This is a genomic window from Streptomyces sp. NC-S4, from assembly GCF_054353315.1.
Genome location: NZ_CM135937.1, coordinates 1,413,876 through 1,430,638, shown reverse-complemented (window position 1 = coordinate 1,430,638; position 16,763 = coordinate 1,413,876). Strand labels below are relative to the sequence as shown.

The following is a 16,763-nucleotide window of genomic DNA, read 5'->3' as shown; positions in this document are numbered from 1 at the left end:
AATGCCGCACTTGCCGTCCTGCGGCAGCTCTATCGATTCGACCAGCTCGGACTTCCGGCTGCCCATTTCCGGGGCGGTCAATACGGCAATGCCTTGAAAGGCTTCTGTGGAGGGTTCCATGGCGACAGTTGAGCGTGTGGACGCAGTCGTGATCGGGGGAGGAATAGCCGGATCCGCCCTGGCGGCGGTGCTTGCGGGTGACGGATACGACGTCCTGCTCCTGGAGCGGCAGACCGTTTACCGGGACAAGGTGCGCGGCGAGGTGATCAACTGCTGGGGAGTGGTCGAACTCCTCGAACTCGGCCTGGAGAAGCAGCTGCTCGACGCGGGTGGAACCTACATCGACCGCTTCGTCGGATTCGATGAGATCACCGACCCGGAGACCGCTTGGGCCAACGCCCTCAACCTGGACGACATGCTTCCCGGCATTCGTGGCGTGCTCGACGTCGGTCACCCCGAGGCGTGCGAGGCGCTCGCCACCGCCGCCGCCGAGGCCGGGGCCACGGTGGTGAGGGGGATCGGCGACGTCACGGTGACGGGCGGGCCCCACCCCGGCGTTCGCTACGAGTACAACGACGTCGAGTACGAGGTGTCCTGCCGCCTCGTCGTCGGAGCGGACGGTCGCACCTCGACCGTACGGCGTCAGCTCGGCATCTCCCTGACCCAGACCCCGCCGAACTCGTTGGGCGGCGGCATGCTCGTGGAGGACCTCCACGACTGGCCCGCCAACGTCACCTCGATCGGCACCGAGAAGGACCTGCTCTACTTCGTCTTCCCCCGTGCGGGAGCCAAGGCCCGGCTGTACCTGCTGCACGACGTCGCCCAGAAGGGACGCTTCTCCGGCCCGACCCGGCAGGCCGACTTCCTCGAGGCGTTCCAGCTGGACTGCATCCCCAACAGCGAGATGTTCGCCTCGGTCACCCCCTCGGAGTCCTGCGCCTTCTACCCGATGAACGACGCCTGGACGGACGGCCCCGTCGTCCCCGGCGCCGTCCTGATCGGCGACGCGGCCGGCTGGACCGATCCGGTGGTCGGCCAAGGCCTGTCCATCGCCCTGCGGGACGCGCGCCTGGTGTGGGAGGCGCTGCGCTCCAGTTCCACGTGGTCGCCCGGGATCCTCAAGCCGTACGTCGACGAACGCGAGGAGCGGATGCGCCGCCTGCGCATCTCGGGATCCGTCCGCACCGCGATGAACATGACCTTCACCCCCGAGGGCGCCGCGCGCCGCAAGGCGTACGCCAAGGCGTGGCCCACCGACCCGGTGCTGGCCGGATCCCGGCTCGCCACCTTCCGGGGGGCCTACGGCGTTCCTGCCGAATCGTTTCACCCCGAGACCGTCCAGCGACTGCTCGCCCTCGGTTAGGCCGTCTCTTTCGGATCTTGCCGGGCCGACAAGATCCGAAAGAGACGACCCAGCCCCGGTTGGCTCCGACGCACCCATCGAAGGGACCTGCACCATGCACGTGAAGACCGATGCCGATGACGCCCGGATCCGGAAGAACGGCTGCGACATCCGCCAGCTCTACCCCTGGGACGGCGTCGTCGTCCCGCCCTGGAACAGCACCCTGTGCTCCATCCGGCCGACCGAGTCGAGCACGCCCCACGGCCACGCCACCGACGAGACCTTCATCTTCATCAGCGGTGAGGGGCACGTGCGCGTCGGTACCGAGGAGCGCCGGATCACCCTGGGCGATGTCATCTACATCCCGAACGGCACCGACCACAAGGTCACGAACACCAGCGAGTCCGACCCGCTGACCTTCGTGAGCATCTACTGGCTCCAGCCCGCCGAGACCGGCAAGGACGCCTGATGGCCGACTCCCCGGGTGCCGACACCGCCGCCCCGCGCCGCGTCAACGTCACCTTCTCGCCTCCCACGCCCAATGGCGACCTGCACTTGGGCCACCTCGCCGGCCCCGTCCTCAACAGTGACGTGTGCGCCCGGTCCCAGAAGATCCTCGGACACGACGTGGCCTTCGCCACCAGCACCGACGACAACCAGACCTACGTCGTCACCACCGCCGAACGGCTCGGGACCACGCCGGAGGCGCTCATCCGGCACGCCCTGGAGAGCGTGACGAAGTCGCTGGAACTGGCGGGCGTCGACGTCGACCTGTTCGAACGGCCGGACGAGGACTACACCACGTTCGTCCGCGGCTTCTTCACCCGGCTCTGGGAGCACGGCGCGTTCGACCTGCGCGAGGTCGACCTGCCGTACGACGCCGAAACCGGTGAGTACAAGGCCGAGGCCTTCGTCACCGGACGCTGCCCCACCTGCCTGGCCCACGCCAGGGCCGGCGTCTGTGAGGCCTGTGGCCTCTACAACCTGCCCGGCGCCCTGCTGCCCGTCACCGACACCGCATCCGCCCTGCCGCAGCGAACGGTCTCGATCTGGGTCCTGGACCTCGAACGCTACCGGTCCATGATCACCAACTGGTACCGGACCACCGACGTGCAGCTGCGTCCGGACCTGGCCAAGGTCGTCGCCGACACGCTGGCCGGGCGGCTCCCGTACATCCCGCTGACGTACCCCACCGCCTGGGGCATCACGGTCGAGTGGGACGGCCCCGACATCCAGCCGCAGGCCATCAACGCCTGGCCGGAGATCTACGTCGGTCACCTGTACTGGCTGCAGCAGGCACGTCTGGACACCCAGGCCGAGTGCGACGAACTCGTCCAGTTCATCGGCATCGACAACGGCTTCTACAACGCCTTCGTCTACGTGACCCTGGCTCTGCTCGCGGCCCGCCACGGCATGCCGGTGCCCCTCCCCAGGACCCGCACGCTCACCAACCAGTACTACATGCTGGAGGGCCGCAAGTTCTCCACCAGCAAGGGCGACGTGCGCTGGGCGCGCGACTACCTGGAGTCCGTCGGCCGCGACCGGGCGCGGTTCGTCCTCGCCCTGACCAGCCCCGAACTGCAGCAGGCGGAGTTCAGCGAGCCCATCGCGGCCGACACCATCGCCGCACGCTACGACGCTCCCCTCACCACCATCGTCGAACAGCTCGACGCCCTGACCGGCCGCCACATCGACGCGACGCCCTCCCCCTGGTGGGACGCGGCCCTGCAGGCGTCCCGACGGCGCTTCGAGGACGCCTACCGGCTGGAGAACTTCAGCGTCCGCAAGGCCGCCGAGGCGGTCGCCCTCCACCTGGAGGTGCTGGCGCTGCGCTCCGCCCGGATCCAGGCCGACGCCGCGAGCGAGGTCTCCGGCGCGCTGAGGTTCCTGTGGGCGCTGCGCACCCTGGCCTGGCCGATCACCCCCGACCTCGCCGAGAGCATTTCCACCGCCTTCGCGGGCCCGACCACCGTCGGCAAGGCACCCCTGCTCGCCGACCTGTCCAGCACACCGGAAAACCCCTTCCGGGGCCTGGTCGTCCCGGCCGCCCCGACCGCATGACCCGCGGGGCGATCCGCCCCGCACACCACTCCCGCACGGACGACATCCTCACAGGAGATCCACCATGCTGCGCACCTTCATGAACGCGAAGATCCACCGCGCCACCGTCACCGACAGCAACCTGAACTACGTCGGGTCCATCACCATCTCGCCGGAGCTGCTCGACGCCGCCGGCATCGGCGTCCACGAACTGGTGCACGTCGTCAACGTCAACAACGGCGCGCGCTTCGAGACGTACACGATCCTCGGCGAGCCGGCCGCCAACCAGGTCATCGTCAACGGCGCCGCCGCCCGCCTCGTGGAGACCGGCGACAAGGTCATCATCATCAGCTACGCGCAGCTCACCCCGGACGAGGTCGCCGACCACAAGTCCCGCGTGGTCCACGTCGACGACACCAACGCGATCACCGAGACGGCGCTCCTCAGCGCGTGACCTCCGGACCCGTCGGTCCCGCGACAACGTTCCTGCATGCACGACGAGTCGAGGATGCGTGAACCGTGACAACCCATGAGATCCACCCGGTGCTGGGAGTGGGGTTCGGACCCGCGAACCTCTCCCTGGCGGTCGCGCTCGAAGAGCGCGGCCGCGCCGGCCTGGCCCACTTCATCGAGCGGGCCCCCGAGTTCCAGTGGCAGCAAGAACAGCTGCTCCCGGGCGCGGACATCCAGAACAACCCCTTCCGCGACCTGGCCATGCAGCGCAACCCCGACAGCCCTCACACCTTCGTCAAGTACCTCGCCGCGCGCGGTGAGCTGACGGACTACCTCCACCTGAACGCCAAGTTCCCGCTGCGCAGGGAGTACTCGGGCTACCTCGCGTGGGTCGCCGAAGCCTTCCGAGACCAGGTGGACTACGGTCGGTCGGCCGTACACCTCTCGCTCGTCGAGGGCGACGACGGAAGCGAGCTGTTCTGCGTCGACACCGACGACGGCGGCCGCTACCTCTGCCGCAGCGTCTCCGTGGGCACCGGGCGCTCGCCCCGGATCCCGTACGTGTTCCAGAAGGGCCTGGGGGAGAGCGTCTTCCACTCCACCCAGTACCTCTCGTCCATGGAGCGCTTCAAGGACAAGGCGATCCGGGTCGCCGTCGTCGGGGCCAGCCAGAGCGCGATCGAGATCATCCTCGACCTGCTGGGCCGCCCCAACGTGCGCCAGGTGACCGCGGTCCACCGCAGCATCGGGTTCCGGCTCAAGGACACCAGCCCCTACAGCCGGCAGGTGTTCCTCCCCCAGTTCGTGGACTACTTCCACCCGCTGCCCAGCTCCAAGAAGCGCCGCCTGCGCGACGAACTGCGGTCCATCAACTACGCGGCCTGCGACCAGGACGTCATCGACCGCCTCGTCGGCGTGCAGCGCGAGTACGACCTCACGGGCTCCGACCGGCTCGTGATGCAACCCTTCCGGGAGGCCGTCATCAGCAGGCCGCACGGCCAGGGGCACCGGATGGTCCTGCGCGACATCAACCACCTCACCGAGGAGACCCTCGACACCGACGTCGTCATCCTGGCGACCGGCTTCAGGGACTTCGGCGGCGAACCGGGCGATGAGCCGTACCACCCGCTCCTGGAAGGCATCGCCCACCGTCTGCCGCTCGACGAGGAGGGCACCCCCGTCGTCGCGCGGGACTACTCGATCGAGCTGAAGACGGAGGCCGGCACCCCGCGGCCCCTCAAGGTCTATCTCAACGGGCTCTGCGAGGCGAGCCACGGCATGGGCGACGCCGGCGCGCTGGCCATGCTCTCGGTACGGGCGACCGACATCGTCGACTCGATCCTGAGCCACGACCGGGAGAAGCCGCTGGCCGCCGGGATCGCACCGTGACCCGGTCCGTCCCCACCGCCGACGTCGCCGTCGTCGGCGGCGGGATCATCGGGCTCGCCACTGCCGAGAGGCTGAGCGCCCGCGGTCTCGCCGTCGCCGTCATCGACCCGGCAGGCATCGCCGGAGGCGCCACGGGCGCCTCCGGCGGGCTGGTCCGCGCCTTCGACCTGTCCGCGTCCCGACGGGAGTCGGCCGCCGCCGCCCTGGACGTCTACCTGCGCCGGGGTCACCGCGGCACCTGGCCCGCGATGAGCCGGCAGGGCAGCCTGAGCCTCGTGGCGCGCGGCGACCTCCCGCAGGCCGCGGCGGTGGTCGCGGACCTCGGCACCGCCGGACACGAAGCGGAGATCCTCACCGCCCGGGACCTCGCCACCCGCTTCCCCGCCCTCGACGTGCCCGATGACCTGGTCGCGGTCCACGAACCGAACGCGGGCTGGCTCCCCGTCGTACCGTTGGCCCACGCCATGGCACGCGACGCGGGCCCCCGGCTCCGGCTGGTCCCGGCACGCGCCACCCACCTGCTCACGTCCGGCTCGCGCGTCACCGGGGTCCACACCACCGCCGGACCCGTGCACGCCCGGGGCGTCCTGCTGGCGGCGGGCGCGGCCAGCACCTCCCTGGCCGCGAGCGTCGGCGTCCACCTGCCCTTGCGCACCCGGGCCGTCGGCTACTGCCTGTTCCGGGTCGGCGAACCGGCGGGCCTCACCACACTCCCCACTCTCGTGGACGTCACCACGGGCGCCTGGCTGCGCCCGTGGGGATCGGACTCACTGGTCCTCGCGGGAGTCTCCTCGCAGGTGACCGACGTCCCCGAGACCGTCAGGCCGGGTGTGTCGGTTCAGGAGGAGGAGCGCGTTCGCGCGGTCCTGCGCCACCGCTACCCGCCCCTGGCCACGGCCCCGGTCACGGGCGGCGTCACCGCGTACGACGCCCTGGCATCGACCGGGAACGGCGAGGTCACCGTGCGGTCCGAACTCGACGGTCTCGTCACCGCGACCGGGTGGAACGGCGGCGGGTTCAAACTGGCACCGGCGATCGGCGAGCTCGCGGCCGCCCGCCTCGAGGAGGTGGCCGCCCGATGACGGCCACCGTCCGCCTCAACCCCACCGACGAGATGCTCCACCGCGCCGCCGACACCCTCGGCTCCAGCAGGATCGTGCAGGTGCTGTGGACGTTCCGGGACCCGGTCTCCGTCGCAGCGCTGCAAGCCGCGTGGGACGGCCTGGACCAGGGGTGGCTGAGCCGCCGCGCCCGAAGCTCGCCCGTCCCCGGGGCACGCCGCAGCTGGGTGCCGGCCAGGAACGAGGAAACCCTCGGCATCACCTCGACGTCGCTGACCGACGCCACTCTGAACGACTGGATCGACACCCAGGTCAAGGCCCCGCTCCTGCCCGGCGGCTCCGCCCTGTGGCGGCTGGCCGCGGCCCCGTACGGTGAGGGCACACTCGTCTCGCTGACCGTTCCCCACTTCCGCTGCGACGGGCTCGGCATCTTCCGCGCCATCGGCTCGGGCGGTGACGACACCCACCGCCCGGCCGCCGCCCCCGGCCTGCTCGACGACCTGGCCGACCTGGCGCAGCAGACGCTCCGCGGCGGCCTGGCCGCCGCGCGCTGGCTCCCGGCGACCCTGACGAACCCGGAACGGCTCGACCGGATCAGGACCGCGCTGCGGCCCCCGGCCCGTCCCGAACCCCCGGCCGAACCGCGCTTCTTCACCTCGGCGATCTTCGAGACGGACGCCGCCCGGTGGGACCAGCAGGCGGACGTGCTCGGCGGGACGACCAACAGCCTCTTCGTCGAGATCGCCGCCAACCTCGTCCGTGCGGCGGGGGCGGGCGACCCGTCCGAACCGTTCGACGTCGGCATCCCCGTGAGCCTGCGGCGGTCCGACCGGGACGCTCGGGCCAATGCCCTGGTCGTGATGCCGTTGACCGTGCCGGGCGGCCCCGCCCGCCACCAGAGCCTCCGGCAGACCCGGCAGGCTACGAGGGAACTGCTCCGCACCACGGGCGAGCACAGCGGCACCCTCGTCCCGGAACCCCTGTGGCATCTCCTACCGGAACGCCACGCCCACCGGCTCAAGAACCCCGGGGCGCAGCAGACCACCGTCGTCGCCTCCAACTTCGGCCGGACCCCCGAGGCGATCGCCCGGTTCACCGGGCAGGAGGCCGCCGGCATCGCCGTCCGCACCATGAACGTGCCCGGCGTCCTGCCGGACCGGGCCCGTCTGCGCGCCTCGCTCTGCCTCCTGCGGACCGGCGACCGGCTGACCGTCACCGTGACCGGCATCCCCGACCGTTTCGGTGACGCCACGTCCCTGCGACGCCTCGTCGGCGAAGAGCTGGAGTCCTGGGGACTCACCGTCCGGAGATGGTGGGGCGAACCCACGTCGCACCTTAGGAAGGAGTCCTGACGCGATGCCCACTGTTCCTGCGGCGGCGCTGCCGGACCGCTGGTTCCGCACCACGCCCGATTCCGCCCTGCTGCCCGGCCCGCGCCTGCTGGCCCGCTCCCTCATCGACGTCTCGGTCCTCGACGAGCGCATCCGCCTCTACGAGCGGCTCACCGGGATCACCGCCGACCTGAGGATGCCCATCCCCGACTTCGGCGGGCTGGAGCTCGCGGCGGTCGGGAACATGCTCCTGATCGCCAGCGCCCGGCCCTTCACCGACATCCAGCGCCGTACGGCCTACTCCGTGATCGTGCCCTCGCTCGACGGCGCGCTGAGCCGCCTGGACCAGGTCGGCGCCACCGTGCTGGAACCCCCGGAGCGGATCCTGCCGGGCGCCCGGGCCCGCGTCCGCTTCCCCGACGGTGAGATCGCCGAGCTCGTGGAGCACCGCCCGAACCCTGGCGAGCAGCCCCGTCCCCCGGAGCTCCGAGGATCGGGACACCCGGGGGTGCGGCTGCTCCTGCGCAAGGCGGTGAGCCGGAGCATGTTCGCCTCCCTCGTCCGCCTCTACGAGACGGCCCTCGGCCTCGACTGCGACACCCGCCTCCAGGTGGAGGCCCTCGGCGGCATCGAGCTGGCCACCGTCGGGAACCTGCTCGTCGTCGGCACGGACGGCCCGGAAAGCACCCGGGCGTCGGACGTCCGGCTGGCGCTGGTGACCTCCGCACCGCAGGACATCCCGTTCGGCGTGCCCCTGGGACCACCCGCCGGCCCCCGGCTCGTCCGGCTGGAGGACGGCTCCGTCGCCGAGGTCTGGGACAGCGCCGTCGGTTTCCACGACACGTCCGCGGCTCCCGCGCGGGGCGCAGCAGGGACCGATGCCGCATGAGCGTCGACCACGAGGTCCGCCGTCTCGACCGGGTGGTCATCCGCTTCGCGGGTGACTCCGGCGACGGCATGCAGCTGACGGGTGACCGCTTCACCTCGGAGACGGCGTCCTTCGGGAACGACCTCTCCACGCTGCCGAACTTCCCGGCCGAGATCCGGGCACCCGCCGGAACCCTGCCGGGCGTCTCGTCCTTCCAGCTGCACTTCGCCGACCACGACATCCTGACTCCGGGCGACGCACCGAACGTGCTGGTCGCGATGAACCCCGCCGCCCTCAAGGCGAACATCGGGGACGTGCCGCGCGGTGGCGAGATCATCGTCAACACCGACGAGTTCGCCCAGCGCGCCATGGCCAAGGTCGGCTACGCGACCTCGCCCCTCGAGGACGGCTCGCTGGACGGATACCGGGTCCACCCCGTGCCGCTGACCACGCTGACCGTCGAGGCGCTCAAGGAGTTCGGCCTGTCCCGGAAGGAGGCCGAGCGCTCCAAGAACATGTTCGCGCTCGGGCTGCTCTCCTGGATGTACCACCGGCCGACCGAGGGCACCGAGAACTTCCTGCGGCAGAAGTTCGCGAAGAAGCCGCAGATCGCCGAGGCCAACGTCGCCGCCTTCCGGGCCGGCTGGAACTTCGGCGAGACCACCGAGGACTTCGCGGTCTCCTACGAGGTCGCCCCCGCGACCAGGGCCTTCCCCACCGGCACGTACCGGAACATCTCGGGGAACCTGGCCCTCTCGTACGGCCTGATCGCCGCCTCCCGCCAGGCGGACCTGCCGCTGTACCTGGGCTCGTACCCCATCACCCCGGCCTCGGACATCCTCCACGAGCTCAGCAGGCACAAGAACTTCGGTGTCCGCACCTTCCAGGCCGAGGACGAGATCGCCGGCATCGGCGCCGCCCTCGGGGCCGCCTTCGGCGGCGCGCTCGGCGTGACCACCACGTCCGGCCCCGGCGTGGCGCTCAAGTCCGAGACGATCGGGCTCGCGGTCTCCCTGGAGCTGCCGCTGCTGATCGTCGACATCCAGCGCGGCGGCCCGTCCACCGGTCTGCCGACCAAGACCGAGCAGGCCGACCTGCTCCAGGCGATGTACGGCCGCAACGGCGAGGCGCCGGTCCCGATCGTCGCCCCGAAGACGCCCGCCGACTGCTTCGGCGCGGCGATCGAGGCGGCCCGGATCGCGCTCACCTACCGAACGCCGGTCTTCCTGCTCTCCGACGGCTACCTCGCCAACGGCTCCGAGCCCTGGCGCATCCCGGACGTCGAGGAACTCCCGGACCTGCGGACGCAGTTCGCCACCGGCCCGAACCACGAGCTGGCCGACGGCACCGAGGTCTTCCGGCCGTACAAGCGCGACCCGGACACCCTGGCCCGCCCGTGGGCCGTGCCCGGCACCCCCGGCCTCGAACACCGCATCGGCGGCATCGAGAAGCAGGACGGCACCGGAAACATCTCGTACGATCCCGCCAACCACGAGTTCATGGTCCGCACCCGGCAGGCCAAGGTCGACGGCGTCGACGTCCCCGACCTCGAAGTCGACGACCCGGACGGCGCACGGACCCTGGTCCTCGGCTGGGGCTCGACCTACGGGCCGATCACGGCGGCCGTCCGCCGCATCCGGCGGGAGAACGGCCCCATCGCCCAGGCCCACCTCCGGCACCTCAACCCCTTCCCGAAGAACCTCGGCGAGGTACTGAAGCAGTACGAGAAGGTCGTCGTGCCCGAGATGAACCTCGGCCAGCTCGCCACCCTCGTCCGGGCGAAGTACCTCGTCGACGCCCGCAGCCACACCCAGGTCAACGGCATGCCGTTCAAGGCCGAGCAGCTCGCCGCCGCTCTCAAGGAGGCCATCGATGAGTGAGCCCCTCCTCCACCTGGTCCCGCGGGCCGAGGCGCAGCAGTCGATGAAGGACTTCAAGTCGGACCAGGAGGTCCGCTGGTGCCCCGGTTGCGGTGACTACGCCGTGCTGGCCGCGGTTCAGGGTTTCATGCCCGAACTGGGCCTGGCGAAGGAGAACATCGTCTTCGTCTCGGGCATCGGCTGCTCCTCCCGCTTCCCGTACTACATGAACACCTACGGGATGCACTCGATCCACGGCCGCGCCCCGGCCATCGCCACCGGCCTCGCCACCTCCCGCCGCGACCTGTCCGTCTGGGTCGTCACCGGCGACGGCGACGCGCTGTCCATCGGCGGCAACCACCTCATCCACGCCCTCCGGCGCAACGCCAACCTCAAGATCCTGCTCTTCAACAACCGGATCTACGGGCTGACCAAGGGCCAGTACAGCCCCACCTCCGAGCTCGGCAAGATCACCAAGTCGACGCCGATGGGCTCCCTGGACGCGCCCTTCAACCCGGTGTCGCTGGCGATCGGGGCCGAGGCCTCCTTCGTGGCCCGCACGGTCGACTCCGACCGCAAACACCTCACCGAGGTACTGCGGCAGGCCGCCGACCACAACGGCACGGCGCTCGTGGAGATCTACCAGAACTGCAACATCTTCAACGACGGCGCCTTCGAGGTCCTCAAGGACAAGGACCGGGCCAAGGAAGCGGTCATCCGCCTCGAACACGGGCAGCCGATCCGCTTCGGCGCCGAGAACGAGAAGGGCGTCGTCCGCGACCCGGCCACCGGCGACCTCCGGGTCGTCACGGTCACTCCGGAGAACGCCTCGCGGATCCTGGTCCACGACGCCCACGCGACCACCCCCACCACGGCCTTCGCCCTCTCCCGCCTGGCGGACCCGGACACCCTCCACCAGACCCCCATCGGGGTGTTCCGATCGGTGGAACGCCCCGTCTACGACACCCTCATGTCCGACCAGCTCGATGCCGCGGTGGAACGGTACGGAAAGAGCGACCTCGCCGCGCTGCTCGTGGGAAACGACACCTGGTCCGTCGTCGGCTGACCCCCGACGGACCACCGACACGGGAGGGAAACCCTCATGGCATACGTCATCGCTCAACCCTGCGTGGACATCAAGGACAAGGCCTGCCAGGACGAGTGCCCGGTGGACTGCATCTACGAGGGCCCGCGCAAGATGTACATCCAGCCGGACGAGTGCGTCGACTGCGGGGCGTGCGAGCCGGTCTGCCCGGTCGAAGCGGTCTTCTACGAGGACGACCTCCCGGAGGCCTTCGGCGAGTACCGCATCGCGGACCGCGAGGTGTTCGACGGCATCGGCCTGCCCGGCGGTTCGCGCGATCACGACCCGCTCGCCGCGGACCACGCGGTGGTCGACGCGGTGCCCGTGCCGTCCCAGACCTGAGCCCGCCGGTGCCGGATCCGGCCCCCGCGGTCCCTTTCGACCTTTCCGTCCCATGAGCCTTTCACGGATCGAGTTCTCCCCATGGCCAAGCCCATAGTCCTCATAGCCGAAGAGCTCTCGCCCACGACGATCACCGCACTCGGTCCCGACTTCGACATCCGGCACTGCGACGGGACCGACCGGCCGGCCCTGCTGTCCGCCGTCGCCCACGCGGACGCCCTCCTCGTGCGCAGCGCGACCCGCGTGGACGCCCAGGTGATCGACGCCGCCCGCCGCCTCAAGGTCGTCGCGCGGGCCGGCGTCGGCCTGGACAACGTCGACGTCACCGCGGCCACGAAGGCCGGCGTCCTGGTCGTCAACGCCCCCCTCTCCAACGTCGTCAGCGCCGCCGAACTCACCTGCGGACTCCTGCTGTCCACGGCCCGCACCATCCCGCAGGCCGACTTCTCGCTCAAGAGCGGGGAGTGGGACCGGCAGAAGCACACCGGCGTCGAACTGGCCGACAAGACCCTGGGGGTCATCGGGCTCGGCCGCATCGGCACCCTGGTGGCCCAGAGGATGTCCGCGTTCGGCATGCGGATCCTCGCCCACGATCCGTACGTCACGCAGGAGCGGGCCCTGCACGCGGGCGCACGCCTCGTACCGCTCGACAGGCTCCTGCGGGAGTCCGACTTCATCACCGTGCACCTGCCGAGGACACCGGAGACGGTGGGCTTCGTCGGCGAGCGGGAGCTGAGCATCGTCAAGCGGACCGTACGGATCGTCAACGCGGCACGTGGTGGCATCGTGGACGAGGAGGCGCTGGCCGCCGCGTTGAAGGACGGGCGCATCGCGGGGGCCGGACTCGACACCTTCACGGTGGAGCCGTGCACCGCCTCCCCGTTGTTCGGCCTCGACAGCGTGGTGGTCACCCCGCACCTCGGCGCCTCCACCCACGAAGCCCAGGAGAAGGCCGGGACCTCCGTCGCCCACTCGGTGCGCCGTGCACTCGCGGGGGAGCTCGTGCCCGACGCGGTGAACGCCCCCGGAGGCCCCGTCGCGGAGGAGGTCCACCCCTATCTGGCCCTTGCCGACGACCTCGGCCACCTCTTCACCGAGCTCGCGGGCCGCCGGGCCGCCACGCACCTGGAGATCGAGGTCCGAGGCGAGGTGACCCGGCGGGACGTCACGGTCCTGGAGGCCGCAGCGCTCCGAGGGATCCTCGCCGAACTCGTCCCCACGAAGCCCTCGCTGGTGAACGCGTCGGAACTCGCCCGGGAGATCGGCGTCTCCGTGCGCTTTTCGACCACTTCCGAGAGCCTGGACCATCGCAACGTCGTCGCCGTCCGCGGCGTGCTGCCGGACGGCAGGCCGCTGGTCGTCGCCGGCGCCCTGTCCGCCCGGAAGGGCACCCACAAGCTGGTCGAGATCGGCGAGTGCGACATCGATCTGGACCTCACGGACCGCATGCTCTTCCTCTGGTACTCCGACGAACCCGGGGCCATCGGAAAGGCCGGACAGATCCTGGGCGGTGCCGGCGTCAACATCGCCGACATGGAGGTCGCCCGGTCCGGCGGCCGGGCGATGGCGGCCATGTCCGTCGACATCGACGTCCCCGAGACCGTGGTGGGCCGCCTCGTGTCGGCCCTCGACGAGGCGTCCGCCGGATTCGTCCGACTCATGCCGTAGCGGACGCCCGCCGTCCCCCGCCCGCGGCCGCCCCGAGGACACGCCCCCCACCCCGGCGCCGGCCGCACCCGTACTCCCCCGTTCCGTACGCGGAGCGGGGGAGTACGCATGAGGGGCGGGGCCGCCTGCGTACGGGGCGGCCGGCGCTACGGTGCGGACACGCCCTCGCGGCGGGGTGCGGACGCACGGCAGAACGCCCTGAACGCCGCCGCCCGACGCGTCAGCCGGACGCCCGCCGGACGTGCCAGGACGACGTCCAGCGGCCGTATCCCGTCCTTGATCCGGCGGACCACCAGGCCGCGCCCCTCGTAGCTGACGTCCGCGATGGGACGCTGTATGAGCAGCGAATAGCCGACGCCCCGCGCGACGAGACTGCGCACCATCTCGAAGCTTTCCGTGCGGTGCCGGATGCGGGGGGACACTCCGGCGGAGCTCAGCACCTCGTTGAAGTAGCTCAGGCTGGGCGGGACATCGAGCGCGATCATGTCGTGATCGGCGAGGTCGGCGAGCTGGACCTCCTCCTTCTCCGCCAGCGGATGGGCGGGCGGCAGCAGGACGTACGGCTCGGTCGCGTACAGCGTGTCGTACTCGATGCCGGCCTGGATGTCGACGCGGTAGAGGACTGCCAGCTCGCACGTCCCGTCGAGGAGCAGTTGCTGCAGGTCGTCGAGCGAGCCCTCCACGAAGTCCAGGGTCACTTGGGGGTGGGCGGCCTGGAACTCCTCCAGGACGCGGGGCAGGAGGAACGGGGCGATGGTGGTGAAGCAGCCGATCACCAGGCGCCCCGAAGGGGCATTGCCCAGGTCGCGCATGCCGGCCTGGAGCGCGTCGGCCCGGGCCAGCAGGGACCGGGCCTCGGGCAGGAGGAGCCGGCCGGCCTCGGTCAGCGTCAGCCCCTTCGCCTTGGAGCGCAGGAGCAGTTGCACACCGATCTGCCGTTCGAGCTGGGAGATCGCCACCGACACCGCGCCCTGGGTCACGAACAGTTGCCGCGCCGCGCCCGTCATGGTTCCGGCCTCGGCGCACGCCACGAAGGCGTGCAGCCGGCGAAGGCTGATCCGTTCAGTCATTAGGAAATCCCATAACGCACCTCACCATTCCTTCGTTTTCAACTCGGCGCTCGTGGCGGAGAATTGGAGTATCAAGTCGAGGAGGTTTCGCAATGATGCCGATGAGCGAAAAGACCGGATGCCCGGTGCATCATGGTTTCGACCCGCTCGGTGACGCCTACATCGCCGATCCGTATCCGATCCACACCGCGGTGCGGGAGGAGGCTCCGGCGTTCTACGCATCGGCCATCGACATGTGGGTGATAACCCGGTACGACGACATCGAGGCCGTTCTCAAGGACCCGGGGACCTTCTCCGCGCGGGTCGGTCAGAAGCCGGTTTTCCCTCTCTCGGAGGAGGCGCAGGAGATTCTGAAGAAAGGATTCCGCGCCTACCCGGTGATGTCGGACTGCGACCCGCCGCGGCACACTCGCATTCGCAAGCACAACATGACGGGCTTCTCCCCGCGGCGCATCGCGTCGCTGGAGCCGAAGGTCTGGGCCAAGGCCACGGAGCTGGTGGACGCCATCAGGCCCGGGCAGGTGGACCTGGTCAACGCGCTGACCTATCCGCTTCCGGCCTACATGATCTTCACGTTCATAGGCTTCCCGGACGAGGACATGGACATGCTGAAGAGCTGGTGCGGGAACCGCATAGCCTTCAGCTGGGGACGCCCGAGCGCGGACGAGCAGCGCGAGATCGCCACGAACATGACGAACTACTGGGAGTACTGCGAGGAGTTCGTCGCCAAGCGGGCCGCGGAACCGGTGGACGACTTCACCAGTGACCTGATCCGGATACGCCAGGAGAATCCCGACAGCCTGTCGCTCGAAGACATCACCAATGTCGCCTACGGGCTGAGCTTCGCCGGACACGAGACCACGACGAGTTTCACCGGCAACGCGATCCGACAGCTCCTGGCCAACCCCGAGCAGTGGGCCTCGATCTGTGCCGACCGCAGTCTCATCTCCAAGGCGGTCGAAGAAATCCTGCGGTACGACAGCAGCATTCCGGCCTGGCGGCGCATTACCACCAGGGCGGTGGACGTGGGCGGTGTCGAGATTCCCGCCCAGGCCAAGGTGCTGATCCTGCTCGGCGCGGCCAACCGGGACCCGAAGCACTTCGAGGAGCCCGAGACGTTCGACATCCACCGGGGAGATGCCCGCCGCCACCTCGCCTTCGGCAAGGGCATCCACTACTGCATCGGGGCCCCGCTCGCGCGGATGGAAGCCCGGATCGCCCTCGACCTGCTGGCGCAGCGGGCACCGGACATGCGGCTGGTGGAGGACCAGGACTTCGACTTCCCGGCGAACGTCTCTTTCCGTGGTCCCCGGAGCCTGCTCGTCGAATGGCCCGGATGACCCTCCGGGGCCGGAGCCGGACGGCACCCGGCGGGGCGGGACGCGCGCCCCGCCGGGTGCCACGGGTCCGGCGCGGCGGGTCACGGCCGGCCGCGCGGCTCAGTGATCAGCAAGGTCTGCAGGACCTGACCGCAGCTGCCCGTCGCGTCGTCGAGCTGCCCGACGGCGAGCCCCGATCCGTTCGGGTCGGCCGCGGTGTGCGAGCGCAGACACAGCCACTCCCCGACGGGATCCCGGTGCAGGGCCAGGGTCACATCGGTGTTGATGACGAGGTTCTCGTGATGGTCGAGCTCGAAGCCGACCGCCCAGCTGCTGTCGGCCACCGTGAGCGCCCGCGTCAGCGGTGAGTCCGGGGAGCCGGCGACCAGGGGGATGCGTTGCCGGGCCCAGGCGGTCCCCGGACCGGGCGTGTCGAAGCCCGCGCCGTCCTCGAAGCGCCACTCCATCGCCGCGATGTAGCCGTCCAGATGGGCGCCCGCCATGGTGTGCGGCGGCTGCGCCCCGGGCAGGGCGGGAGCGGGCGGGACGGGCCGCAAGGCCGGAGTGTCCTCGGGGCTGGTGACGAGCCTCCAGGCCCGGGCCAGCAGCACCGGGACCCCGTCGGCGGTGATCTCCCCCTCCAGGATCTCGACGCTGCCGCCGGACCGGACCGTCCGCACCTCGACCCGCAGGTCCGCGACCGGGACCGGGCGCAGCAGCTCCACGGTGACGCGGGCGATCCGCATGCCCGGCCGGGGGCCGTGGCGCTCGAGCACCCGCCCGATCAGGGCGGACGGCGGACCGGCGTGCTGCGACTTCGCGCTCCACGGGCCCGCGGTGGCAGGGGTGCTCTCGAACCGGCCTTCCCCCAGGTCGTGGTAGAAGGCTGCGGGCAGCGCGTCGGGGAACGGAACGAGCTCTGGGTTCACGGGTATGC

15 protein-coding genes are annotated in these 16,763 nt (G+C 70.6%); 13 read left to right on the top strand and 2 right to left on the bottom strand.

All coding sequences use genetic code 11. The features are described from left to right. Positions 1-118 precede the first annotated feature (118 nt). The 12 genes from ACXNSR_RS05970 (at position 119) to serA (ending at position 13,437) form a co-directional block, all read left to right on the top strand. Complete coding sequence (locus tag ACXNSR_RS05970) at positions 119-1,363, top strand: FAD-dependent oxidoreductase (RefSeq protein ID WP_458641096.1); 1,245 nt, start codon at positions 119-121, stop codon at positions 1,361-1,363. A gap of 94 nt (positions 1,364-1,457) precedes the next feature. After that, positions 1,458-1,811 (top strand): cupin domain-containing protein, encoded by a 354-nt coding sequence (locus ACXNSR_RS05965; protein ID WP_458641095.1) that lies wholly within the window; start codon positions 1,458-1,460, stop codon positions 1,809-1,811. Then, positions 1,811-3,403, top strand: coding sequence for a class I tRNA ligase family protein (locus ACXNSR_RS05960; RefSeq protein WP_458641094.1), 1,593 nt, complete (start codon positions 1,811-1,813; stop codon positions 3,401-3,403). The genes ACXNSR_RS05965 and ACXNSR_RS05960 overlap by 1 nt, the downstream gene beginning before the upstream one ends. 64 nt (positions 3,404-3,467) lie before the next feature. Next, a complete protein-coding gene (panD, locus tag ACXNSR_RS05955) occupies positions 3,468-3,836 on the top strand; it encodes an aspartate 1-decarboxylase (RefSeq protein WP_030719588.1) in 369 nt (122 codons plus the stop codon). Between the two features lie 65 nt (positions 3,837-3,901). Next, the gene (locus ACXNSR_RS05950; RefSeq protein WP_458641093.1) at positions 3,902-5,224 is read left to right on the top strand and encodes a SidA/IucD/PvdA family monooxygenase; all 1,323 of its coding nucleotides are present in this window, start codon (positions 3,902-3,904) and stop codon (positions 5,222-5,224) included. Further along, positions 5,221-6,306, top strand: a complete 1,086-nt coding sequence (locus tag ACXNSR_RS05945; protein ID WP_458641092.1) for an NAD(P)/FAD-dependent oxidoreductase — start codon at positions 5,221-5,223, stop codon at positions 6,304-6,306. The genes ACXNSR_RS05950 and ACXNSR_RS05945 overlap by 4 nt, the downstream gene beginning before the upstream one ends. Then, complete coding sequence (locus tag ACXNSR_RS05940) at positions 6,303-7,637, top strand: hypothetical protein (RefSeq protein WP_458641091.1); 1,335 nt, start codon at positions 6,303-6,305, stop codon at positions 7,635-7,637. The genes ACXNSR_RS05945 and ACXNSR_RS05940 overlap by 4 nt, the downstream gene beginning before the upstream one ends. A gap of 4 nt (positions 7,638-7,641) precedes the next feature. Beyond that, complete coding sequence (locus ACXNSR_RS05935) at positions 7,642-8,505, top strand: VOC family protein (protein WP_458641090.1); 864 nt, start codon at positions 7,642-7,644, stop codon at positions 8,503-8,505. Then, positions 8,502-10,364 carry a 2-oxoacid:acceptor oxidoreductase subunit alpha gene (locus ACXNSR_RS05930; protein ID WP_458641089.1) on the top strand — a complete coding sequence of 621 codons (1,863 nt, stop codon included), beginning with the start codon at positions 8,502-8,504 and terminating at the stop codon, positions 10,362-10,364. Before ACXNSR_RS05935 ends, ACXNSR_RS05930 begins: the two co-directional genes overlap by 4 nt. Then, on the top strand, positions 10,357-11,409 hold the full coding sequence (locus ACXNSR_RS05925) for a 2-oxoacid:ferredoxin oxidoreductase subunit beta (RefSeq protein WP_458641088.1): 1,053 nt from the start codon (positions 10,357-10,359) through the stop codon (positions 11,407-11,409). Before ACXNSR_RS05930 ends, ACXNSR_RS05925 begins: the two co-directional genes overlap by 8 nt. Positions 11,410-11,445: 36 nt before the next feature. Next, the gene (fdxA, locus tag ACXNSR_RS05920) at positions 11,446-11,769 is read left to right on the top strand and encodes a ferredoxin (protein ID WP_458641087.1); all 324 of its coding nucleotides are present in this window, start codon (positions 11,446-11,448) and stop codon (positions 11,767-11,769) included. 81 nt (positions 11,770-11,850) lie between these two features. Then, positions 11,851-13,437: a phosphoglycerate dehydrogenase gene (gene serA / locus ACXNSR_RS05915; protein WP_458641086.1), complete on the top strand. Its 1,587-nt coding sequence runs from the start codon at positions 11,851-11,853 to the stop codon at positions 13,435-13,437. Positions 13,438-13,583: 146 nt separating this feature from the next. Here the strand turns inward: serA and ACXNSR_RS05910 are convergent, their stop codons facing one another. Further along, positions 13,584-14,507 (bottom strand): LysR family transcriptional regulator, encoded by a 924-nt coding sequence (locus tag ACXNSR_RS05910; protein ID WP_458641085.1) that lies wholly within the window; start codon positions 14,505-14,507, stop codon positions 13,584-13,586. Positions 14,508-14,608: 101 nt separating this feature from the next. On the opposite strand from ACXNSR_RS05910, the gene ACXNSR_RS05905 reads away from it, so the two are divergent. Beyond that, positions 14,609-15,847, top strand: a complete 1,239-nt coding sequence (locus ACXNSR_RS05905) for a cytochrome P450 (protein WP_458641084.1) — start codon at positions 14,609-14,611, stop codon at positions 15,845-15,847. A gap of 80 nt (positions 15,848-15,927) precedes the next feature. On the opposite strand, the gene ACXNSR_RS05900 is transcribed toward ACXNSR_RS05905, so the two are convergent. Continuing rightward, a complete protein-coding gene (locus ACXNSR_RS05900; protein ID WP_458641083.1) occupies positions 15,928-16,755 on the bottom strand; it encodes a thioesterase family protein in 828 nt (275 codons plus the stop codon). Positions 16,756-16,763 lie beyond the last annotated feature (8 nt).

Excerpts from the sequence above, each read along its gene's own strand:
- ACXNSR_RS05910 (WP_458641085.1), bottom strand. The coding sequence starts at position 14,507 with ATGACTGAACGGATCAGCCTTCGCCGGCTGCACGCCTTCGTGGCGTGC.
- ACXNSR_RS05965 (WP_458641095.1), top strand. The coding sequence starts at position 1,458 with ATGCACGTGAAGACCGATGCCGATGACGCCCGGATCCGGAAGAACGGC.
- panD (WP_030719588.1), top strand. The coding sequence starts at position 3,468 with ATGCTGCGCACCTTCATGAACGCGAAGATCCACCGCGCCACCGTCACC.
- serA (WP_458641086.1), top strand. The coding sequence starts at position 11,851 with ATGGCCAAGCCCATAGTCCTCATAGCCGAAGAGCTCTCGCCCACGACG.
- ACXNSR_RS05925 (WP_458641088.1), top strand. The coding sequence starts at position 10,357 with ATGAGTGAGCCCCTCCTCCACCTGGTCCCGCGGGCCGAGGCGCAGCAG.
- ACXNSR_RS05930 (WP_458641089.1), top strand. The coding sequence starts at position 8,502 with ATGAGCGTCGACCACGAGGTCCGCCGTCTCGACCGGGTGGTCATCCGC.
- fdxA (WP_458641087.1), top strand. The coding sequence starts at position 11,446 with ATGGCATACGTCATCGCTCAACCCTGCGTGGACATCAAGGACAAGGCC.
- ACXNSR_RS05960 (WP_458641094.1), top strand. The coding sequence starts at position 1,811 with ATGGCCGACTCCCCGGGTGCCGACACCGCCGCCCCGCGCCGCGTCAAC.
- ACXNSR_RS05935 (WP_458641090.1), top strand. The coding sequence starts at position 7,642 with ATGCCCACTGTTCCTGCGGCGGCGCTGCCGGACCGCTGGTTCCGCACC.
- ACXNSR_RS05970 (WP_458641096.1), top strand. The coding sequence starts at position 119 with ATGGCGACAGTTGAGCGTGTGGACGCAGTCGTGATCGGGGGAGGAATA.
- ACXNSR_RS05905 (WP_458641084.1), top strand. The coding sequence starts at position 14,609 with ATGAGCGAAAAGACCGGATGCCCGGTGCATCATGGTTTCGACCCGCTC.
- ACXNSR_RS05940 (WP_458641091.1), top strand. The coding sequence starts at position 6,303 with ATGACGGCCACCGTCCGCCTCAACCCCACCGACGAGATGCTCCACCGC.